General features: G+C 68.6%; 21 protein-coding genes. 12 read left to right on the plus strand and 9 right to left on the minus strand.

Translation table 11 applies throughout. The features are described 5' to 3' along the window. Positions 1-129 precede the first annotated feature (129 nt). Complete coding sequence (locus KCG34_RS24840) at positions 130-1911, plus strand: long-chain-acyl-CoA synthetase (protein WP_211938267.1); 1782 nt, start codon at positions 130-132, stop codon at positions 1909-1911. Between the two features lie 27 nt (positions 1912-1938). Here KCG34_RS24840 and KCG34_RS24845 read toward each other — a convergent pair whose 3' ends face one another. Further along, positions 1939-3807, minus strand: a complete 1869-nt coding sequence (locus KCG34_RS24845) for a TonB-dependent receptor plug domain-containing protein (protein ID WP_211938268.1) — start codon at positions 3805-3807, stop codon at positions 1939-1941. Between the two features lie 440 nt (positions 3808-4247). On the opposite strand from KCG34_RS24845, the gene chrA reads away from it, so the two are divergent. The 4 genes from chrA to KCG34_RS24865 are packed head-to-tail and all read left to right on the plus strand — an operon-like array spanning position 4248 to position 8434. After that, positions 4248-5444, plus strand: coding sequence for a chromate efflux transporter (gene chrA / locus KCG34_RS24850; RefSeq protein ID WP_211938269.1), 1197 nt, complete (start codon positions 4248-4250; stop codon positions 5442-5444). Positions 5445-5481: 37 nt separating this feature from the next. Further along, positions 5482-6360 carry a DUF1259 domain-containing protein gene (locus KCG34_RS24855; RefSeq protein ID WP_211938270.1) on the plus strand — a complete coding sequence of 293 codons (879 nt, stop codon included), beginning with the start codon at positions 5482-5484 and terminating at the stop codon, positions 6358-6360. An 8-nt stretch (positions 6361-6368) separates the two neighbouring features. Then, positions 6369-7445 (plus strand): Cj0069 family protein, encoded by a 1077-nt coding sequence (locus tag KCG34_RS24860; RefSeq protein ID WP_211938271.1) that lies wholly within the window; start codon positions 6369-6371, stop codon positions 7443-7445. A gap of 2 nt (positions 7446-7447) precedes the next feature. After that, positions 7448-8434, plus strand: coding sequence for a YncE family protein (locus KCG34_RS24865; RefSeq protein ID WP_211938272.1), 987 nt, complete (start codon positions 7448-7450; stop codon positions 8432-8434). Here the strand turns inward: KCG34_RS24865 and KCG34_RS24870 are convergent. From KCG34_RS24870 to KCG34_RS24880, 3 genes are read right to left on the minus strand one after another with little or no spacing between them, the layout of a single operon-like run. Next, positions 8429-8890 carry a GNAT family N-acetyltransferase gene (locus KCG34_RS24870; RefSeq protein ID WP_211938273.1) on the minus strand — a complete coding sequence of 154 codons (462 nt, stop codon included), beginning with the start codon at positions 8888-8890 and terminating at the stop codon, positions 8429-8431. The two genes, KCG34_RS24865 and KCG34_RS24870, sit on opposite strands and share 6 nt — an antisense overlap. A gap of 50 nt (positions 8891-8940) precedes the next feature. After that, a complete protein-coding gene (locus KCG34_RS24875; protein WP_211938274.1) occupies positions 8941-9873 on the minus strand; it encodes an alpha/beta hydrolase in 933 nt (310 codons plus the stop codon). A gap of 20 nt (positions 9874-9893) precedes the next feature. Continuing rightward, the gene (locus KCG34_RS24880) at positions 9894-10160 is read right to left on the minus strand and encodes a phosphopantetheine-binding protein (protein WP_211938275.1); all 267 of its coding nucleotides are present in this window, start codon (positions 10158-10160) and stop codon (positions 9894-9896) included. 343 nt (positions 10161-10503) lie between these two features. Here KCG34_RS24880 and KCG34_RS24885 point away from each other — a divergent pair, with 343 nt between their 5' ends. Continuing rightward, positions 10504-11745 carry an acyl-CoA dehydrogenase family protein gene (locus KCG34_RS24885; protein WP_211938276.1) on the plus strand — a complete coding sequence of 414 codons (1242 nt, stop codon included), beginning with the start codon at positions 10504-10506 and terminating at the stop codon, positions 11743-11745. 21 nt (positions 11746-11766) lie between these two features. Next, entirely contained in the window at positions 11767-12687 is a 921-nt protein-coding gene (locus KCG34_RS24890; RefSeq protein WP_211938277.1) for an amino acid--[acyl-carrier-protein] ligase, read from the plus strand. Here the strand turns inward: KCG34_RS24890 and KCG34_RS24895 are convergent. Further along, positions 12684-12995 (minus strand): NIPSNAP family protein, encoded by a 312-nt coding sequence (locus KCG34_RS24895; RefSeq protein WP_211938278.1) that lies wholly within the window; start codon positions 12993-12995, stop codon positions 12684-12686. The genes KCG34_RS24890 and KCG34_RS24895 overlap by 4 nt on opposite strands. Before the next feature lie 72 nt (positions 12996-13067). Beyond that, entirely contained in the window at positions 13068-13778 is a 711-nt protein-coding gene (locus KCG34_RS24900) for an ArsR/SmtB family transcription factor (protein ID WP_211938279.1), read from the minus strand. Positions 13779-13946: 168 nt separating this feature from the next. Between KCG34_RS24900 and KCG34_RS24905 the strand changes: the two genes are divergently transcribed. The 5 genes from KCG34_RS24905 to KCG34_RS24925 all read left to right on the plus strand — a co-directional run bounded on the left by KCG34_RS24905 (position 13947) and on the right by KCG34_RS24925 (position 19145). Further along, the gene (locus KCG34_RS24905; protein ID WP_211938280.1) at positions 13947-15191 is read left to right on the plus strand and encodes an LLM class flavin-dependent oxidoreductase; all 1245 of its coding nucleotides are present in this window, start codon (positions 13947-13949) and stop codon (positions 15189-15191) included. A 1-nt stretch (position 15192) separates the two neighbouring features. Further along, positions 15193-16044, plus strand: a complete 852-nt coding sequence (locus KCG34_RS24910) for an alpha/beta fold hydrolase (RefSeq protein WP_211938281.1) — start codon at positions 15193-15195, stop codon at positions 16042-16044. Between the two features lie 120 nt (positions 16045-16164). Further along, positions 16165-17562, plus strand: coding sequence for a pyridoxal-phosphate dependent enzyme (locus tag KCG34_RS24915; protein WP_211938282.1), 1398 nt, complete (start codon positions 16165-16167; stop codon positions 17560-17562). Positions 17563-17602: 40 nt separating this feature from the next. After that, complete coding sequence (locus tag KCG34_RS24920) at positions 17603-18775, plus strand: cystathionine gamma-synthase (protein WP_211938283.1); 1173 nt, start codon at positions 17603-17605, stop codon at positions 18773-18775. A gap of 4 nt (positions 18776-18779) precedes the next feature. Beyond that, entirely contained in the window at positions 18780-19145 is a 366-nt protein-coding gene (locus KCG34_RS24925; protein ID WP_211938284.1) for a VOC family protein, read from the plus strand. 40 nt (positions 19146-19185) lie between these two features. On the opposite strand, the gene KCG34_RS24930 is transcribed toward KCG34_RS24925, so the two are convergent. Genes KCG34_RS24930 through KCG34_RS24940 form a run of 3 tightly spaced genes read right to left on the minus strand, consistent with a single transcriptional unit; the run spans position 19186 to position 21627 of the window. Then, the gene (locus tag KCG34_RS24930; RefSeq protein ID WP_211938285.1) at positions 19186-19923 is read right to left on the minus strand and encodes an SDR family NAD(P)-dependent oxidoreductase; all 738 of its coding nucleotides are present in this window, start codon (positions 19921-19923) and stop codon (positions 19186-19188) included. Beyond that, complete coding sequence (locus tag KCG34_RS24935) at positions 19916-21289, minus strand: ANL family adenylate-forming protein (RefSeq protein WP_211938286.1); 1374 nt, start codon at positions 21287-21289, stop codon at positions 19916-19918. Before KCG34_RS24935 ends, KCG34_RS24930 begins: the two co-directional genes overlap by 8 nt. Positions 21290-21291: 2 nt before the next feature. After that, positions 21292-21627 (minus strand): hypothetical protein, encoded by a 336-nt coding sequence (locus tag KCG34_RS24940; protein ID WP_211938287.1) that lies wholly within the window; start codon positions 21625-21627, stop codon positions 21292-21294.

Here is a 21627-nt window from a genome sequence, read left to right on the forward strand (position 1 = left end):
GCGTGCCGCAATATAAGAGAAGCTTCGCCTGCAATCCTACGTAAGCTGTTGGCGTAGAGATTGCAGCCCCGCTTGGCCCCTGCTCAGCAGGGGCTGACGATTATTCGGTCAATTTCGTGAGATCGGTGCATGAGCCTCCCCGCGAACAGCGCAGATGCGAGCGCCAGGCCGGCCGCCAAGGGCGGCGGCGCCAACCGCGCCTGGCTGCGGGCGCTGGAGATGACCTCGCGCCTGGACCAGGCGCCCGAGCGGCTGTTGTCCAGCGTCGTGGGAGAGATCGCCGCTGAGCGGCCCGATGCGCCGGCCCTGCTGTCCGATCATGAGACCCTGACCTATGCCGAACTGGCGGAGCGCTCGCGCCGCTGGGCGCGATGGGCCCTGGCCCAGGGGGTGGCCAAGGGCGAGGTGGTGGCCCTGATGGCGCCCAACAGCCCCTCCTACATGGCCTTCTGGCTGGGGGTGACCAGCGTGGGCGTGGTGGCGGCGCTGCTGAACACCAATCTTCGAGGGGCGGCGCTCGCCCATTGCCTCGCCGTCGCCGAGCCGAAGCATGTGGTCCTCGCCGAAGCCTTCGCCAATTGCGCCGAGGCGGCGCCGGACGGCGCGCGGGTCTGGCCGATGGAACAGGTCGATCTGGCAGCTGTTTCCGGAGAGCCGCTGACCGACGCCGAGCGACAGGGGACGCGCCTATCCGATCCGGCGCTGCTGATCTACACCTCGGGCACCACGGGCCTGCCCAAGGCCGCCCGGGTCAGCCATCACCGGATCATGAGCTGGAGCGGCTGGTTCGCCGGGCTGATGGACGCTTCGCCGGACGACAGGCTCTACGACTGCCTGCCCATGTACCACAGCGTCGGCGGGGTGGTGGCCACCGGCGCGCTGCTGATCCGCGGCGGCTCGGTGGTGCTGCGCGAGAAGTTCTCGGCCAGCCAGTTCTGGGACGATATCGTCCGCTGGGACTGCACCCTGTTCCAGTACATCGGCGAGCTCTGCCGCTACCTCCTGGCCGCCCCGCCGTCGGACCAGGAGCGGGCCCATCGCCTCAGGATGATCTGCGGCAATGGCCTTCGCCCTGACGTCTGGGCCCCGTTCCAGGAACGCTTCGCCATTCCGAAAATCCTGGAGTTCTACGCCGCCACCGAGGGCAATTTCTCGCTCTACAACGTCGAGGGCGAGGTCGGCGCCATCGGCCGCATCCCGGGCTTCATGGCCCATCGCTTCCCCGCCGCCCTGGTCCGTCACGACGTCGCCACCGGCCTGCCGGCGCGCGGCGAGGACGGCCTGTGCCAGCGCTGCGCTGTGGGCGAGCCCGGCGAGGCGATCGGGCGGCTGGCGGCGGGCGGCGACCCCGCACACCGCTTCGAGGGCTACACCAGCGCCGCCGAGAGCGAGAAGAAGATCCTGCGCGACGTGTTCGAACCCGGCGACGCCTGGCTGCGCACGGGCGACCTGATGCGGCAGGACGCCCGCGGCTTCTGGTATTTCGTCGATCGCATCGGCGACACCTTCCGCTGGAAGGGCGAGAACGTGGCCACTACCGAGGTCGCCGAAGCCCTGTCCGAAATCCCCGGCGTGATCGAGGCCACCGTCTACGGCGTGGCCGTCCCGGGCGCCGACGGCAAGGCCGGCATGGCCGCCCTGGTCACCGGCGAGGGCTTCGACCTCTCCGGCCTGCGCGCGCGCCTGGCCGGCCGCCTGCCGGCCTACGCCCAGCCGGTGTTTCTGCGCCTTTCGCCGGCCTTGGCGGTCACCGAGACCTTCAAGCAGAAGAAGGCTGATCTGGCCAAGGAGGGGTTCGACCCGGCCGTTGTCGCCGAGCCGCTGTTCGTCGCCCTGCCGGGGGGGGATGGCTATGCGCCGCTGGACGCCCCGCTGTTCGACCAGATTGCAGGGGGACGGATCAGGCTCTGACGCCTATCAGCCGTCCCCTTCCGGCGCTCACCAGGTCCGGCGGATGCGAATGTGCCAATAGGCGGGCCAGCGCACGCCGAACTGCTCTGAAACCAGTATCGGCGCCGCGCCCCGCAGGCCGGCATAGGCGGTGCTGGACCTGTAGCGTCCCCGGCCGGTGATGTCGCCGATCTCGAACAGGATCGCGAGCCGGTCGCTTGGCTTGTACTCCCAGCGGACATCAGCCGCCGTCTCCACGCGATAACCGAGCACCTCGTCGATGCGGTACTCGTGCGAGCGCGAGCCGTTGGTCACGTTGATGGTCCAGGTGGACTTGAGGGCCGGCGCCTCGCCGGTCAGGCTTATCGTTCCGCTGAACGGCAGGTCGGCGGTGATCGTCCGGGCCTGGCGGGTCGTGGGATCGGTCACCCGTGACTCCAGCCAGGTCCCGTCGAACTTGACCTGGCCGCCGGCCAGGCCGATCCGGTCGAGCGGCGCGGTGACGGCCAGCTCGGCGGTGTTGCGCCAGCCATCGCCGATATTGCCCGGGGCGTTCAGCCCCTGGATCGGGACAAGATCCACGACATCCTGCAGCTCGATGTGGCTCAGGGTCACGACCACCGCGCCATCGCCCGGAAAGCGCTGCTCCAGCGCCGCTTCGCTCACCCATCGCCGCTCCGGCTGCAAGGTTCCGTTGCCCGCGTCCACCGCGCCGGTGGTGAAGTCGGTGCTGGCGACGAAATTGGCGAAGTCGAGCTGGCCGACCTCGCGTTCGAAGCGCAGGCGCAGCTGCGAAGCCTTGCCCGGCGACCAGGTGAGCACGACACGCGGTTTGGGGAACAGGAACGATTGCGTCTGACGCACATCGCCCGTGTGGGCGAAGCTCGAGGCTTCGATCCTCGCGCCGGCTTCCAGGTCCAGGTCGCGGCGGAGGCGCCACGTCGCCGTGGCGAATACTTCCCCGCGCCGCTCCTGCACCGTCGCGTTGTCGTTGGGCAGGCGCGTCGGCACGCCGAACAGCACATAGGTCGAGCGACCGTCGAGGAAGTTGAAGGCGCCCTCGGCGCCAGTCTCCACGCTCAGCGAGGGCGAGATTGTGCGGGTCACGGTGGCGCGCAGGATGCTTTCGCCCGAGAAGCGACGCTGGGCGAAATTGGCCAAGGTCTGGTCAGCCTCTTCAGAGGCGTAGTGGCGCCATTTCAGCGTCTGCAGGAAGACCAGCTTCAATTCGGTGGCCTGGCCGATGCGGCGGTCGTAGTCGGCGCCCAACTCGCCGAGCGAGGTGCGGTAATGGTCGCTGATCGAGGCCGCGCCCGCGCCGTCGGCCGAGAATACCGGCCGGTCCTGTTCGTTCTTGCCGGTCCAGGCGTATTCGAAGCTGCCGTTCAGGTGAAAAAGGCCGCCCCAGGCGGGGGATTGGGCGGCGCCCTCCACCTTCAGCGACTTGTCGATATCGACCGAACGGACCCTCGAGCGAAACTCGGGCGCACCGCTGGGGAAAAAGTCCGCCACCCGGCCGCGGCCGGCGTCATCGCCCTCCTCATAGGCGTAGAGGATCGAGCCGGATAGGGCGCGCTCGCCATTGCGCCGTTCGACGTCCAGCTTCAGCACCGGCGGCGCGCGGCCATCGCCATAGAGCTTGAAATTGGCCTCGGCGGCGATGTCCGTCCGCGCTTCCTCGCGCAGGACAACATCGGCGAGGACGGTGCGCCCCTCCATGTCCAGGCCGGGAACGCCGCCGCGGATCAGCGCGATGCGGGCGACGCTGGCGGCGGGAATGCGCTTCAGAATGTCCTCCAGGCTGTCGGACTTGCTGGACGGGCGCTGGCCGTTGATCAGGACGTTTCCCGCCGCCCCGGCGAAACCGCGCACATTCTGGCCGGCGTCGAAGGTGAAGCCGGGTAGGCGCTGGACCATGTCGAAGGCGGTATTGGGGCGCGCGGCCGCGAAGAACTCCGGGCCGAACGAGGCCTGACCGCTTTCGGCTTGAGGAGGTGATGCGTGAGCGGGGGAGAGCGCGCCAATCACAAAAAGACCCGCGACCGCCAACAAGCCATTTGGCGGGCCCGATCTGCGGCGCCATGCACGGCCCCATTCCCCCAAGCGGGACCTCCATTTTCGTGCGGCGAGGTTGCCTGCGCAGGTCGCACGCCCTCGCTTCGCCCCTGGTTTCGCGCATGAAACTTACGCCAGCCTGACAGCGTTCAGTAGTCGCATCTGGTCACGGCGCTGAGCCTTGCGTTCCACGGGCGGCTGGCCGTATGAGATGTGCATCGGGCAAAGCGGGCGCCCGATCAGACGGTCACCCCGTCCAAGACCTGCTCCATTTCCCGTGCTCGCGGGTCTGGAGTATTGGCATGGACAAGGCCGATCCCAACAACGCCTCACTGTCTCCGTCCAGTGCCTCGAGTCTGAATCTCGTTGAGATCGGGGTCTATTTCCTGCGCCTTGGCGCGTTGGGGTTCGGCGGGCCGGTGGCCCTGTGCGGCCAGATGGAGCGGGAGCTGGTGCATGAGAAGCGCTGGCTGAGCCAGGACGAGATGCGCGACGCCATCGCTGTCTCGCAATCCCTGCCCGGGCCGCTGGCGATCCAGGTCGGCATTTTCATCGCCCATATGCGTGGCGGCTTCTGGGGGGCCTGGATCGGCGGCGCGGCCTTCATCCTGCCCAACTTCCTGATCGTCTCGATCCTGGCGGCGCTCTACGTCCACTTCGGCGGGCTCGGCTGGATGACGGCCGTGTTCTATGGCGTCAGCCCGGCGGTAATCGCCCTGATCCTGCATTCCTGCTGGCGGCTGGCCAAGCTTGGCATGAAGGACTGGCTGCAGGCCGCCATAGCCGTGATCTGCTTCGTCATGACCGTGATCCTCCAGGCCGAGGTTGCGCTGCTGTTCATCGGCGCTGGCCTGGTCGGCATCGCCTATTACGGCTCGCTGTTCCGCAAGGCCGGCGGGGCTGCGGCGGCCGGCGCGGCGGTTCCGGCCGGCGTGGGCGCAGCGAAAGCGCCGATCCTCGTCCAGCTGTTCGCGTTCTTCCTCAAGGCCGGCTCGCTGACCTTCGGTAGCGGCCTGGTGATCGTTCCGTTCCTTGAAAAGGGCGTGGTTCAACAAGCCGGCTGGCTGAACGGGCGCGAGTTCCTGGTGGCGGTCGCGGTCGGCATGCTCAGCCCCGGCCCGGTCGTGATCACCGCCACATTCGTCGGCTTCCTGGTCGCGGGCGTCTGGGGCGCCGCGGCCGCGACCGTCGGAATCTTCCTGCCCTCGTTCCTGTTCGTGCTGGTGGTCGCCCCGCTCCTGGCCCGCCACCGCCAGAACCCGAACGTCCAGGGCTTCATCAAGGGCGCCTATGCCGCGGCCATAGGGACGATCCTGGGGGCTTGCGTGCTCCTGGGGAAGATCGCCATCGGCGACTGGCTGACGGCGCTGATCGCGCTTGCGGCCCTGATCGTCCTGTTCCGCACCAAGGTCAGCAATCCGCTGCTCGTCGCCATGGCGGCGACCATCGGCCTGATCGCGTTCCCGCTGCTTCACCCCAGCTGGGTCTATGTGAAGTGACCCGGCCAGTTCCCGTCCGAAACCAGGAGACCTGCTCATGAACCGTTTTCTGTTCGCATGGATCGCCGCCGCGGCGCTGTTGGCCGGGTCGGTCGAGGCGGCGGAGCCCGATTGGGACGCCGTCGGCAAGGCGCTCGGCAAGACTGGCGCGGTCCAGCCTGGTGGGATCTACAAGGTCCCCCTGCCGCGCACGGACTTGAAGGTGACGCTCGACGGCGTGCCGCTGAAGGCCGGCTTCGCACTGGGCTCTTGGGTGGCCTTCGAGCCCATGGGAGACCAGGCCATGGCGATGGGCGACCTGGTCCTGACCCACGACGAGGTCAATCCGGTGATGTCAAAGCTGGAGGCCGAGGGCTTCGAGGTCACCGCTCTGCACAACCACCTGCTGCGATCCACGCCCGCGACGATGTATATGCACGTCGAAGGCCATGGCGATCCTGTCAAGCTCGCCGCGTCTCTGCATGAAGCCCTGTCCCTCAGCCAGACGCCCTTCGCGCCGCCGTCTGCTCCCGCGGCTCAGGCCGCGCCTGAAATCGACGCCGCCGCCATCGATCAGGCGCTCGGCGCCAAGGGCAAGCTCAATGGCGGCGTCCTGCAGTACAGCGTCGCGCGCAAGGACGAGGTTCGCGACGGCGGCATGGCCCTGGCGCCCGCCATGGGAACCGCCACGGCCATCAATTTCCAGCCGGCCGGCCCGGGGAAGGTCGCAGCCACAGGCGACTTCGTGCTGATCGCCAGCGAGGTCAATCCGGTGATCAAGGCCCTGCGCGGCCATGGAATCGAGGTGACCGCCGTGCACAATCACATGCTGAACGACCAGCCGCGGATTTTCTTCCTGCATTTCTGGGGGCACGGTGAGGCCAAGGCGGTCGCAGAGGGGCTGGCCGCCGCCCTGAAGCAGACCAACGTGCAATAGGGGGAGTCATGGCCTCGGATCGCCCTTTGCGGATCGCCCTGGTCTGGCGGGGCGACCCGCATGCCGTCCCGCTGCAGTTTCCGCGGCTGCAGCCGATCCACGACGCGCTCGAGAGGGTCGACGTGGCCCCCGCGCCCGTCGCCTTCTCCGAGGCGGCGGTCGAGGAGGCGCGCATCCAACTCCTCGCCTGCGACGGCGTCCTGGCCTGGGTCGACCCCCTGACCGAGGGCGTGGACCGGACCCGGTTCGACGCCCTGCTGCGGGAGGTGTCGGAGGCGGGCGTCTGGGTCAGCGCCCATCCGGAGGTGATCCTGAAAATGGGGGTCAAGGAGGTGCTGGCGCGAACCCGGAGCCTGGGCTGGGGGACCGACACCCACGCCTATGCGACTGCCGAGGCCTTTCGCACGGCCTTCCCGGCGCGGCTGGCGGCCGGCCGCATCCGGGTGCTGAAGCAGAACCGCGGCAACGGCAATCAGGGGGTCTTCAAGGTGGAGCTCGAAGACCCGGCGCAACCTGTCGGCCCGGGGTCTCTGGTGACCGTCCTGGAAGCCCGTAGCGACCGGCCGGAACCTGGCGTGCGTCTCGGCGACTTCATGGCCCGGTGCGAGGCGTTCCTGGCCGGCGAGGGCCGCCTGGTCGACCAGGCCTATCAGTCCCGTGTCGGTGAGGGCCTGATCCGCTGCTACATGACCCAGAACCGGGTGATCGGCTTTTCCGAGCAGTTCCCGCGCAACCTGGCGATCGGCGAGCCGGACCTGCCGAGCTTCGGCATGGCGCGCGAGAAGACCATGCACGACGAGGCCGCGCCTCGCTTCCAGGGCCTTCGCCGCAGCATGGAGCAGGATTGGACGCCGGGGCTGCAGGCCCTGCTGGGCATAGAGACCCGCGACCTGCCGGTCCTGTGGGACGCCGACTTCCTCTATGGGCCGAAGACGGCCGCGGGTGACGACAGCTTCGTTCTCTGCGAGATCAACGTCAGTTGCGTCGTCCCCTATCCGCTGACGGCGGTGGACGCGATCGCTGGCGCTGCAAAGGCGCTGGCCGCGGCCCATCGATCGAGGCGAGCAAGCCGAGACGGAGATTGACCATGCTCAAGATGATCCGCCCGGCGCTTGCGCTGTCGGCCCTGCTCCTGCTCGGCGCCGCGAGCCCGCCCCTGCCGCTGAAGCTGGTGAAGGACGTCCCGTTCGGCTCGTCCAGCGGACGCTTCGACTATGCCAGCCTGGACCCGAAGACGGGGTTGCTGTTCGTCGCCGATCTGGCCGGCGGCCACGTGCGGGTGTTCGACGTGCGGCAGGAGCGCCTGGCGGGGTCCATCGACAGCGTCCAGGCGGCGCACGGCGTCCTGGCCGTGCCCGAACTCGGCCGCGTCTACGCCTCGGCGACCAGCGCCGATCAGGTGGTGGCGATCGACGAGGCCGCGATGAAGATCGTCGCCCGCATCCCCGCCGGCCACTATCCGGACGGGATCGCCTGGGAGCCGAAGGGGCGCAAGCTCTATGTCTCCGACGAACATGGCGACAGCGTCACCGTGATCGACGCGGCCGCCAACAGGCGCCTGGCGACGATCCCGCTCGGCGGGGAAGTCGGCAACACCCAATACGATCCCGGCTCCGGCCTGATCTATTCCAACGAGCAGACGCACGACGTGCTGGTGGGCATCGACCCGAAGACCGACCGCGTCATCTCGCGCGAGGCGCTGAAGGGCTGCCGTGGCGCTCATGGCCTGCAGATCGTGCAGAAGCCGCACCTGGCCCTGATCGCCTGCGAGGACAATGCGACCCTGGTGGCCTTCTCGCTCGACCGCCACGTTCAGCTCGCCCAGGCGCCGATCGGGGCCGACCCTGATGTCCTGGCCTATGATGACCAGGCCGGACGCCTCTATGTCTCGGCTGAGAGCGGGGTGGTGTCGGTGTTCCAGGTCGGGGCGGCCGGGGTTACGAAGCTCGGCCAGGCGTTCCTGGCCGACAATGCGCATGTCGTGGCGGTCGACCCGGCCTCCCACCGGGTGTTCTTCCCGCTGCGCAAGGGCGCGGCGATGCGGATCATGACGCCGGGCCAGGGCCCCTCATAGCCGCTTGCGATACACCATGAACCCTGACGCCGTGGCCACCCGGTCATAGAGCCGGCGCGCGGTCGCGTTGGTCTCCTGGGTCTGCCAATAGACCGTGCTGAGCCCGGCCGCTCGCGCCGCGTCGTAGACCGCCTCGATCAGGCCCTCGCCCACGCCCCTACCGCGGGCCTCGGGGGCGGTGAACAGGTCCTGCAGGTAGCAGTTTGGCGTCAGCATGGTGGTGCTGCGGTGGAACAGGTAGTGGACTAGGCCCAGGAGCTTGCCGTCGGCCTCAGCCACCAGGGCCCAGACCGGCTCGTAGGCGTCGAAAAAGCGCGCCCAGGTCGCCTGGGTGACCGCGGCGGGGAGGGCGGTCTCGCCGGTGCGGCCATAGAAGGCGTTGTAGCCGTCCCATAGCGGCAGCCACCGGTCGAAGTCGTCGGGGCGGACGGGACGGACGATCGGGGCGTCGGGCATGGCGGGGCTCCGGGGACGTCAGGCCGAGATGGCGACCCAATCTGGGCGGTTCAAGCCGTGAGCGCGGCCGCCAGTTGGGCGCCGATCGCCCGGGCCGCCTCCAGGGCGTAGGGGATGGCGCGGGGCAGGGCGTAGAAATAGTGGATCATGCCGCCATGGTCGGTGTGCCGTACCGGGACGCCGGCCAGGGCCAGCCGGCTGGCGAAGGCCTCGGCCTCGTCTCGGAAGGGGTCGAACTCGGCGCTGTGCACCAGGGTCGGCGGTAGGGCCGAAAGGTCCGGGGCGAGCAGGGGCGAAAGGCGAGGGTCGGCCGGGTCGGCGCCCGGCGGCAGATAGTCCGCCAGGTCCGCCGCCATGGTCGCGCGGTCGAGGAAATAGCCCTCGGCATAGGCCAGGCGCGAGGCGCTCTCGCGGGCGACGTCGAGGATCGGGCACACGAGCAGCAGCGCCTTGGGCGCGGGGGCGCCGGCGGAGGCCAGCTCCAGGGCCGCCGCCGCCGCGAGCCCGCCGCCGGCGCTGTCGCCGCCGAAGCCCAGGCGGTCGGGGTCCAGCCCAAGCTCATCCGCCTTCGCGACGGCCCAGCGGAACGCCGCGGCGGCGTCCTCCAGCGCGGCCGGAAACGGATGCTCAGGCGCGAGGCGATAGCCGACCGAAAGCACTTTGCACCCCGCGGCCAGGGCCAGCCGGCGGCAGACCCCGTCATGGGTCTCCAGGCTGCCCGCGACCCAGCCGCCGCCGTGCAGGAAGACCAGCCCGGGCGCAGGTTCGTCCAGGTTTTCAGGGGTATAGAGGAAGGCGCGCAGGACGCCGGCGGGGCCGGAGATCTCGACGGACAGCGCAGCGACGCCGGGCTCTGGGTCGAGCTCGCCGATATCCTTCAGGGCGTCCAGGTCGCGTCGACGCTGCGCTGCGCCCGCAGGCGCGGCAGGCCCTGACAGGGCCAACATCTTCAGGAAACGCTGGGCGTGACGGTCGAGCGGCATGGGGCCAGCCTAGCCGTCGCTCAGGCGGCGGTCACCTTCGCCACCAGGGCTTCGATGGCGCGCAGGGTGCGGAAATGCTCGGGCTTCATCAGGGCGGCGGGGATTTCGATATCGAACTCGCCTTCCACGGCCAGCATCAGGTTGACCATGTCGACCGAGGTCAGGCCGGCCTCGTTCAGGTCCTGGTCCAAGTCGGTCACGGCCGGCCGGCCGCGCTTGGCCAGAAGGCCTTGCACGATGCCGTCGATCCGCGGATCGCACGCCGCCCTACGCTGTTCCGCAATCATCGCCTGTCCCCCGGCAGGACCAAACAGGTCCCGAAACCCCGGCTCCGCGTGGCGCCGGTCTTGCAACCGCCTGCTCGTCCACCGGCTGCATCCGCATCTGTGGAACAAGTCAGCCGGGTCAGTGTCAAGGCATAAGGTGAACGCAGGGTGTAACCGTGGTCACTATCGGATGTGAATTTCGCTGAACAAGGATCCAAACCTGGATCAAGCATTCGGAAACGTCATTGCGCAAATTTGGCCGTCCAGTCTCGCCAAGTCACTAGCAACGCGACCGGGCCAGGGATAGCGTGGCTTCGTCGAGGCCACGGCGCAGGGGCAAAGTGTGGGAACCGAGGGCCGTAACATGACCGTTCATGATCTGAGAGGCGCCGGGAGCGCCGCAGCGACCTTGGAAGCGTCGCCGGCGGCGGGGCCCGGCGAGGCGCCGACCGACAGCATGTTCGAACGTGCCCGCCGCGTCGCTGCGGTCGCCGCCAGCTTTGCCGAGGCGGTCGACCGCGAGGCTCGCTTCCCCGCCGAGGCCATTGCGGCGATCAAGGCCGAGCGGCTGTTCGGCGTGCTGGTCCCCAAGGCCCTGTGCGGCGAAGGCGCCAGCCACGGCGACGTGGCCGAGATTTGCTACATCCTGGGCCAGGCCTGCGCCTCCTCGGCGATGATCTATGCGATGCACCAGGTGAAGATCGCCTGCGTGGCCAGGCACGTGGAGCCTGGCGCCTGGCATGAGGGCTTCCTGCGGCGCGTGGTCGAACAGCAATGGCTGGTGGCCTCGTCCACCACCGAGGGCCAGGCCGGCGGCAATGTCCGTTCCAGCGCGGCTCCAGTGGCCCCCGTCGGCGGCCGCATCACCCTCGACCGCGACGCCAGCGTGATCTCCTACGGCGCCGACGCCGACGCCCTGGTCACCACCGCCCGCCGCTCGGCCGACGCGGCCAGCTCCGACCAGGTGCTGCTGGTGCTGGAACGCGCCGACTACAGCCTGGCCCAGACCCAGACCTGGGACACGCTGGGCATGCGCGGCACCTGCAGCATCGGTTTTGCGCTGAAGGCCGACGCGGACCGCGCCCAGATCATGGGGCCGGCCTACGAGGTGATCCACAGCCAATCCATGGTGCCCTCGGCCCACATCTTCTGGTCCTCGGCCTGGGCCGGCGTCGCCGCGGCCGCGGTCGAACGCGCCCGCAAGTTCATCCGCAAGGCCGCTCGCGGCGCCGGCGGCCAGTTGCCGCCCGCCGCCGCCTATCTGAACAAGGCCCAGGCCTCGCTCCGCGCGCTCCGGGCGCTCCTGGCCGCGGCCATCGACCGCTACGAAGCGATCAAGCACGACCCCGCGGCCCTGGCCGAGATCGAGTTCCAGACCACCATCAACCTCTTGAAGGTCGACGTCTCCGAATTGGCGGTGGCCACGGTGATGAGCGCGCTGCGCACCTGCGGCCTGTCCGGCTATCGCAACGACAGCGACGCCAGCATCGGCCGCCATCTGCGCGACGTGCTGTCCTCGCCGATCATGATCAACAACGACCGTATCCTGGCCAATCTCGCGGCTTCGAGCCTGGTCGCCGAAACGCCCCAGGGCCTGCGTGGCTGAGACCCCTTTCAAATGAACCAGATGGCCAAGTTTGTCGAAGATGCGGGCGATGATCGACTGGAGCGCCTGACCCGGGCCCTGTTCCACGAGACCGGCGTCGATGGAGTCTACGCCCGCACCGGCCTCTACGAGGGCGTGGTCGAGGCCCTGGCGGCGCTGATCTCCACCTACCGGCCCAAGGGCGCCGAGATTTTGCGCTTTCCGCCGGTGATGAGCCGCAAGCAGCTCGAGCGGCACGGCTACCTGAAGAGCTTTCCCAACCTTTTGGGCTGCGTCAGCTGCCTGTCGGGCAGCGAGCGCCAGATCCGCGGCGTGGTCGACCGCTTCGAGGCGGGCGAGGCCGAGTGGACCGACGAGCTGGACGCCGCGGACCTCGTCCTGGCGCCGGCCGCCTGCTATCCGGTCTATCCCCTGGTCGCCGAGCGCGGTCCGGTGCCGGCCCACGGCCTCGTTTTCGACGTCGCCTGCGACTGTTTCCGCCGCGAGCCCTCGCGTGACATCGACCGCTTCCAGTCCTTCCGCATGCGCGAATATGTCTGCATCGGCGCGCCGGACCAGATCCGCGCCTTCCGCGAGGACTGGATCGGGCGGGCCAAGGGCCTGGCCGACCGCCTGGGTCTGAGCTACCGCGTGGACGTGGCCAGCGACCCCTTCTTCGGCCGCGTCGGCCAGCTCGCTTCGCAGATGCAGCTGGAAAACGAGCTGAAGTTCGAGCTGCTGGTGCCGGTGAAGTCCGAAGAGGCGCCCACCGCCTGTATGAGCTTCAACTACCACAAGGACCATTTCGGCGAGGTCTGGGGCCTTCACACCGAGAACGGCGACCTGGCCCACACCTGCTGCGTCGCCTTCGGCATGGACCGCCTGACCGTGGCCTTGTTCGCCACCCATGGGACCGATGTCGAGGCCTGGCCGACGCCGGTGCGCGAGGCGCTGAGGGTCTAGGTCCGCTCCACCTGCCGTAGAAACGTCCGCTCCTCGGCCTGGATGAACTTCTGGGCCTGGGCGAACTCGAAATTGGCGCGGCCGGCCGGGTCGGCGCGCAGGCGGGCGCGGTAGGCTTCGTAGGCGGCCATGCTTTCGAACGAAATCAGGCCGAAGGCGATGTTGTTGGTCCCTTCGTGCGGCATCCAATAGCCCAGAAGGTCGCCGCCGCAGGCCGGGATGATCTCCAGCCAGCGCTGGGCGTAGGCCTCGAATTCGCGCTGCTGGAACGGGTCGATCTGGTAGCGGATAAAGACGGTGACGGTCATGGCGGCCTCGGGTTGCGATGCGTGACTATCGCCCCCCGAAGCGCGCGCATGCTTCGGCCGCCGCCGTAGCGGTCAGCCGAGCTGAAGCTGGAACCGGTCGCGGAACACGCTTTGACCCTTGGGGCTGATGGCCAGGGCCCGCGCCCCCTCCAGTCGGCGCACCCAGCCCTGGTCGAGGCAATGGCGGCAGAGAGCCGCGCCCATCACCCCGGCCAGGTGCGGCCGCCGCTCGCTCCAGTCGAGACAGGGGCGGCAGAACAGGCGTCCCGAGCGCTTGCCGCGCCGATCGGCCAGGGCGTCGTCGCTGAGGCCGAGCCCAGCCAGGAACTCAAGGCCCGCCTCGGTGACCTCGCCCGCATCGGCCTCCAGCTCGACGAAGCCGCGCCGGGTCATGGAATCGCAGATCGCCACGCCGAGCTGGCCGGCGATGTGGTCGTAGCAGGTGCGGGCGGCCCGCATGGCCGCATCTCGCGGCCCGGTGCTGAGCCGGCGCGCCGGCGCGGGCGCCTCGCCCGCCACCTGCATGATGCTCTCGATCATCCGCGCCACCGACGCCGAGGCCAGGCGATGATAGCGATGCCGCCCCTGCCGGGTCACGGCCATAAGCCCGGCGGTGGTCATGCGCGCCAGGTGCCCGCTGGCGGTCTGCGGCGTAACGCCGGCGACCCCGGCCAGCTCGGAGGCGGTCAGGGCGCGGCCGTCCATCAGGGCCTGCAGCATGGCCGCGCGAGCCGGGTCTCCGGCAAGGGCGGCGATTTCGGCGAACTGGGCTGTGGTGGTCACGGGCGGATATCCTCCGGGCGTATCCCAGGCTAGGCGAGGGCGCGCCAGCATGCTTCGGCAACGGCCGAAGTGTAACCCCCGGTGTCGTCCGGCCTTTGCCGAAAGGCCGGACATGGGCTCTACTCTTCCGCAAAGACCGCCGCAAAAGGCGCAAGGGAGGAACAAGGCATGCGCTTCGGCGTGTTCTACGAGCATCAGCTGCCCAGGCCCTGGCTGCCGGGCGACGAGGCGCGGCTCTATCACGAGGCCCTGGATCAGGTCGTGCTGGCCGACCGGCTGGGCTACGACTACGCCTGGGAGGTCGAGCACCACTTCCTCGACGAATATTCCCATTCCTCGGCGCCCGAGGTGTTCCTGTCCGCCGCCGCGGCGCTGACGAAGACCATCCGCCTTGGCCACGGCATCCGCCAGGTGATCCCCAACTACAACCACCCCGCCCGCACCGCCGAGGCCCTGGCGACGCTGGACATCATCTCCCGCGGCCGGGTCGATTTCGGCATCGGCGAGGGGGCGACGCGGCTGGAGCTGGGCGGCTTCCACATCCCGGCCAAGGAAAAGCGGGCCATGGCGCTGGAGGCGGCCGAGCAGATCGCCAACATGATGGCGCTGACGCCGTATCCGGGCTTCGAGGGAAAATATTTTTCCATGCCCTGCCGCAACGTGCTGCCCAAGCCGGTGCAGAGCCCGCACCCGCCCATGTGGATGGCCTGCACCAACCGCGACACGATCAAGGTCGCCGCCTCGCTGGGCATGGGCGCCCTGGCCTTCTCCTTCGTTGACCCGGACGAAGCGCGGGCCTGGGCCGATATCTACTACGGGATCATCAAGTCGGACGCCTGCACGCCGCTGGGCCGCACGGTCAACGCCAACATCGCCATGGTCTCGAACTTCTCGGTGCACCACGATCGCGCCGAGGCGATCCGGCGGGGGCACGAGGGCTTCGAATTCTTCGGCTATGCCCTGAACGCCCTGGTGGCGCACGACACGGTTCCCGGCCGCACAAACCTCTGGGGTGAGTATCTGGCCCTGCGAGGCGACCGCACGGAAGAGATCGTCCGCGCGGCGCAAGGGGCCGAGGGCTATGCGTCCGGCATCGGCACGCCGGCCGATATCCAGGATCACATCCAGGCCTTCCAGGACGCCGGCATCGACCAGGTGATCTTCATGCAGCAGGCCGGCCGCAACCGGCACGACCACATCTGCGAATCGCTGGAGTTGTTCGCCGCCGAGGTCATGCCGCGGTTCAAGGCCCAGGTCGCCGCGCGCGAGGCGAAGAAGGCCGAGGACCTGGCGCCCTACATCCAGGCGGCGCTGAACCGCAAAGCCTGGATGCAGCCGCTGGCGGATCAGGATATCCCGGTGGTCAAGGCCTCGGTGGCCAAGGCGCAGATCAACCAGGTGGTGGAGCGGTAGCATGCGGGTTTGGGCGATGGGGTTTCTGGCGGGCCTCGCTGCCCTGGCGATCGCGTGGTCGGCCGCTGCGGCCGAGCTCTGGAACACCCTGCCGCCGATGCCGACCCTGCCGGCCGACGGGGTCCAGGGGCATCTGGCCGAGAACGGGGCGGTGATCTGGTACGAGCGCTTCGGCGCCGGCCCGCCGGTGATCCTGCTGCACGGGGGCCTGGCCAACAGCGCCTATTGGGGCAACCAGGTCCGGTTCCTCGCCAAGGATCACACCGTGATCGTGATCGACAGCCGCGGGCACGGCCGCTCGACCCGGGACGAGCGCCCTTACACCTATGAGCTGATGGCCTCGGACGTGGCGGCGGTGATGGACACGCTGAAGATTCAGAAGGCGCCCGTGGTCGGCTGGAGCGACGGGGCCATCATCGGCCTGGTCATGGCCATGAAATACCCCGAGCGCCTGACCCGGGTGTTCGCCTTCGCCGCCAACATGGACCCCTCAGGCGTCAAGCCGGACATGCTGTCGACCCCTACCTTTGGCGGCTTCGCCAAGCGCGGCGCGGCCGAGTACGACGCCATCTCGCCCACCCCCGGTCACTACGCCGAGTTCGAAAAGGCGATCGAGAAGATGTGGGACACCGAGCCCAACTACAGCGCCGCCGACCTCGGCAAGATCACAGTTCCCGTGGTCATCGCCGACGGCGACCACGACGAAGCGATCAAGCGCGAGCACACCGAATATCTGGCCCGCAGCATCCCGGGGGCCAAGCTGGCGATCCTGCCCGGCCTGTCGCATTTCGCTATGCTGCAGGACCCGGCGGCCTTCGATTCCGCTCTGCAAAGCTTCCTTTCGGCGCAATAATCGGTCCCATGTGCGTTGAATCGTCGTAAGACCGTGCTGAAACGGCGCTGAATGGCGCAAGCATGAGGCGCGCCGCCCGGCCCGTCGCCGGCGGGCTCGAAAGCCAGGGAGAACGGACCCATGTCCCAGCCTGAAGCCGTCGCCCCACCGGTGGTGAAGACCGCCCTGGACCTGATCGGCCACACCCCCCTGGTTGAACTGACCCGGCTGGACACCGGGCCTTGCCGCCTTTTCCTCAAGCTGGAGAACCAGAACCCCGGCGGCTCCATCAAGGACCGCATGGCCATGTCCATGGTCACCGCGGCCGAGCGCGATGGGCTTCTGAAGCCCGGTGGAACCCTGATCGAAGCCACCGCCGGCAATACCGGCCTGGGCTTGGCCCAGGTGGCCACGCTGAAGGGCTACAAGCTGATCCTGGTGGTGCCGGACAAGATGGCGCGAGAAAAGATCCTGCATCTGCGCGCCATGGGCGTGGACGTGCGCCTGACCCGCTCGGACGTCGGCAAGGGCCATCCCGAATACTATCAGGACATGGCCCAGACGATCGCCGACGAGACCGGCGCCTTCTATGTCAACCAGTTCGAGAACCCGGCCAACCCGCTGGCGCACGAGACCAGCACAGCGCCGGAGATTTTCGCCCAGATGGAGGGCGACGTGGACGCGGTGGTGGTGGGCGTCGGCTCGGGCGGCACCATGACCGGCATCGGCCGCTTCATGAAGCGCATGTCTCCCAAGACCGAGATGGTGCTGGCCGACCCGGCAGGCTCGATCCTGGCCGACTATGTGGCCACGGGAAAGATCGGGGAGGCGGGCTCGTGGACTGTCGAGGGCATCGGCGAGGACTTCATCCCCGTCAACGCCCAGATGGACCTGATCAGGAAGGCCTACTCGATCACCGACAAGGAGAGCGTCGAGACCTGCCGTTTGCTGCTGAAGCGCGAAGGGGTTCTGGCCGGCTCGTCCTCCGGGACGCTGCTGGCTGCGGCCCTGCGCTATTGCCGCGAGCAGACCACGCCCAAGCGGGTGGTGACGCTCGCCTGCGACACCGGCGGCAAATACCTGACCAAGGTGTTCAACGACTTCTGGGTCGCCGCCCAGGGCTTCGACGAGCGCGAGATGCACGGCGACCTGCGCGACCTGATCGCCAAGCGCTATTCCGAGGGCGGGGTGATCACCATCGGGCCGGACGACAGCCTGCTCACCGCCTACAACCGCATGCGCAACGCTGACATCAGCCAGTTGCCTGTGGTCGAGGGCGGTCGGCTGGTGGGCATACTCGACGAAAGCGACATCCTGGCCGCGGTCGAGGGCGGCGACGACGGTCGCGCCGAGCGCTTCCGCCGTCCGGTGCGCCAGGCCATGACCAGCAACGTCAAGACCCTTCAGGCCAGCCAACCGGTCGACACCCTGCTGCGCGTGTTCGACCGCGACGAGGTCGCCGTGGTCCTGGAGGGAGAGGCCTTTATGGGCGTGATCACCAGGGTGGACCTGATCAACTACCTCAGGCTCAATGCCTGATGGCCCGACCTCGCTGTGAATTGAACGAGAAAACCCCCGCATGACCGACGCCGGCAAGAACCGTCTCGCCTTCTCGACCCGCACCATCCATGCGGGCCAGGAGCCGGACCCCACCACCGGCGCGGTGATGACGCCGATCTACGCCACCTCGACCTATGCCCAGTCGAGCCCCGGGGTTCACAAGGGTTTCGAATACAGCCGCAGCCAGAACCCGACCCGCTTCGCCTTCGAGCGCTGTGTCGCCGACCTGGAGAGCGGGGCCCAGGGGTTCGCCTTCGCCTCGGGCCTGGCGGCGGCGTCGACGGTCTGCGACCTCCTGGACAGCGGCGACCACGTGATCGCCTCGGACGATCTCTATGGCGGCTCGTTCCGCCTGTTCGACAAGGTCAAGAAACGTTCCGCGGGCCTGAGCTTCAGCTTTGTCGACCTGACCGACCCCGCCGCGCTCGAGCGCGCCCTGACGCCGAAGACCAGAATGGTCTGGATCGAGACCCCGACCAATCCGACGCTGAAGCTGACCGACCTCGCCGCCGTCGCGGCCATCGCCAGGAAGCACGGGGCGATCACCGTCGCCGACAACACCTTCGCCAGCCCCTACATCCAGCGCCCGCTGGAGCACGGCGTCGATATCGTAGTGCATTCGACCACCAAGTACCTGAACGGCCACTCGGACATGGTCGGCGGCGTAGCGGTGGTGGGCGACAATGCCGACCTGATCGAGCAGCTCAAGTTCCTGCAGAACGCGGTCGGCGGCATTTCCGGCCCGTTCGACAGTTTCCTAGCCCTGCGGGGGGTCAAGACCCTGGCTGTGCGCATGGAGCGGCATTGCGACAATGCGCTGAAGATCGCGCGTTGGCTGAGAAACCACCCCGAGACCGGCAAGGTGATCTATCCGGGCCTGGAGGACCATCCGCAACACGACCTCGCCAAACGGCAGATGACCGGCGGCTTCGGCGGCATCGTCACCCTGGTCCTGAACCGCGACATGGCCGGGACCCGGCGAATGCTGGAGCGCACCCAGCTCTTCACCCTCGCTGAGAGCCTCGGCGGCGTCGAAAGCCTGATCGGCCACCCCGCCACCATGACCCACGCCTCGGTCCCGCCTGAGACGCGGGCCCGCCTCGGCATCACCGACAGCCTGGTGCGCCTTTCGGTCGGCATCGAGGACGGCGACGACCTGATCGCGGACCTGGAGCAGGCGCTGAGGGGATAGGGTCGTGGAGCAGGTTCTGGCGGTCAGGCCCTTCGTGCCAGCGAAGGACTTCGAGGTCTCCAAACGGTTCTACCAGGCGCTTGGCTTCAGGATCAGCCTGGAGAACGCCGAGATCGCCGCCATGAAACTCGGCGGCTTCGGCTTCATCCTGCAGAACTACTACGTCGAGGAATGGGCTGGCAATTTCATGATGCAGCTGATGGTCCGCGACCTCGACGCTTGGTGGCGCGACACGGACCCCGACAAGCTCGCCGCCGACTTTGGGACCCGGCCAGCCCGGGCGCCGGCCATGCAGCCCTGGGGCCTGCGCGTAGGCTACATCGTCGACCCGTCGGGCGTCCTCTGGCACGTGGCCGAAGCCGCGTTCTAGGGAGATGGGGGTGCTTGCTCCCCATCTCCTCGGCTGAAATTCAGGCCGTATTCCCCGCATCCACCGTCATCACCGCGCCGGTGATGTTGCGCCCGCCTTCGCCAAGCAGGTACTCCACCATGGCCGCCACGTCCTCGACTTCGGCCAGGCGGCGCAGGGCGCTGCGCCTCATGACCTGGTCGCGGCCTTCGGCGTCCAGACCCTCGGTCATTTCGGTGAGCATGAAGCCGGGGGCGATGGCGTTGACGGTGATCCCGAGGCGCCCGACCTCGCGCGACAGCGACTTGGTGAAGCCGATCAGCGAGGCCTTGGTGGCGCCATAGACCGACAGGCCGCTGTAGCCGGTCGAGCCGATGATCGAGCTCATATTGACGATGCGGCCCTCGCCCTTGGCCATCATCGCCCGCACTACGAACTTGGTCAGGGCGATCGGCGAGAGGGTGTTCAGGCGGATCAGGGCCTCGATCTGGGTCAGGTGCATGTTGGCCAGCAGCCCGTCGGTGCCCAGGCCCGCATTGTTGACCAGGGCCCAGGGCGCGCCGAACTCGGCCCTTAGGCCCCGCACGAACTCGCCGAGGCCTTCGATGTCCGAGAGGTCGAAGGGGCGGAAGACGATCTCGCCTGCGCCGGCCGTCGCCTTCGCTTCGGCCATGGCGACGGCCAGGGGCTCGCTCTCGCGCCGGGCGATGGCCACCACGCGGTAGCCGGCCCCGGCCAGGCGCTGCGCCACGGCCAATCCCACCCCGCGGCTGGCGCCGGTGACGATGGCGCTACGCACGATTGCGGTCCAGCTTGCCGCCGGCCGTGACCGGCAGGCTGGGCACGAACTTCAGGTTCACCGGGACCTTGTAGGCCGGCAGGGCCTCGCGGCAGCCCTCCAGGATCTGGGCCTTGAGGTCAGGGTCGGGGATTTCTGCCAGTTCGCCCGAGCGCACCACCTCGGCCGCCACAACAGAGCCGGTGATCGGGTTCTTGCGCGCCTTGACCAGGGCCATGCGCACGCCGGGCTGGCGATTGATCACCGCCTCGACCTCCTCGGGGTTCACCTTCAGCCCGCCGACATTGATGATGCCGCCGCGCCGGCCCATGAAGTAGTAGCGGTCGCCGCGCAACTCGACCATGTCGCCGGTGTCGACGAAACCGTCGGGGCGAACCAGCGCCAGATCGATGCCGGCATAGCCGCTGGCGGTCCGCTTCGAGCGGATCAAGAGCACGCCGTCCACAACCTGCATTTCCACCTCGGCGCCCGGCGCGCCGACATAGGCGGCGGGAAAGCCCTCCAGCCCGTCATTGACCTCGAACCCCACGCCGGCCTCGGTGGAAGCGTAGGCATGGCCGACCGCGGCCTTGGGGAAGAAGGCGGCCAGGCCGTCCAGAACCGCCTGGTCGGCGATCTCGCCGGAAAGGCGCACATAGGCCGGATCGATCAGCTTCAGCTCCGGGTTCATCAGCGCCCAGCGCCAGTGCGAGGGGGTGCCGGTCTGGTGGGTGACGCCGATCTCGCCCAGGCGCGCCAGGAAGGCCGGCGTCGGCTCGTCCGGGTCCGACAGCACGATCGCCGAAGGGCCGGTCAAGGCGCGCAGCAGGATCTGCAGGCCGCCATAGCGGCGGATGTCGTAGAAGGTGCCCCAGACCACCGGCGGCGCGCCCGCAGGCCGCGGCTTGATCGCCCCGGTCAGGCCGTCCAGCTTGTGGATGACCATTTTCGGCGCCCCGGTCGTGCCGGAAGTGAACAGCAGCCACTCGGTCGGCCGTGTCGGCGAGGGCAGGGGCGCGGCAGGCTCGGCCGGCGCCGCCAGCCGGTGGATGGGCAGGCCGAGGGCCTTCAGCGGCTCATGCTCGCCGTCAACGACGATCGCCTCGGCGCCCGAATGCTCGACCACTGAAGGCAGGTGCTCGTCGGCCAGGTCGGGTGGGCAGACCACGATCCGCTGGGCCAGGCCGTCGAGCTCGACCATGGCCTGGGCGGCGCCGATCTGGCTCCTGGTGTGGATCAGCACCGAGCGGCCGGCGAGGCCGGCGCGCGCGGCGCCGAGGCCCGTCCTGGCCGCCAGATCCTCGAACGCCAGCGAGCGCTCGCGCCCGTGCAGGCTAAGGCCCGCCTTGCCGGGCGCGGCCGCAAGCCCCTCGCGCAGGCTGGTCATGCTCAGTCCGCCGCGTTCTCGTAGAACTTGATGAAATCGCCAAAAGTGACCGGAAAATAGACTTCTTCGGCGCTTGAGAACGGGTCGAGGCCCAGGTCGTCCTCCAGTTCGGCGACGATGATGGCGAAGCACAGGGAGTCGAGGCCGGATTCCAGCAGGATCAGGTCGTCCGTCAGTGGGCGCAGGAGCTTTTCCTGCGCCGCCGCCACCTGCTTGAACTGGGTCACGATCGCCTCGCGGACCTTCGAGGCCGCGCCTGCGCCGGAGCCCGCGCCGCCGTCGTGCATGAATCTTGCTGAGCCATGGCCCAGGCCGCCGGCGATGCTGGTTTGCTTCAT

Source organism: Phenylobacterium montanum (assembly GCF_018135625.1).
GTDB lineage: Bacteria > Pseudomonadota > Alphaproteobacteria > Caulobacterales > Caulobacteraceae > Poindextera > Poindextera montana.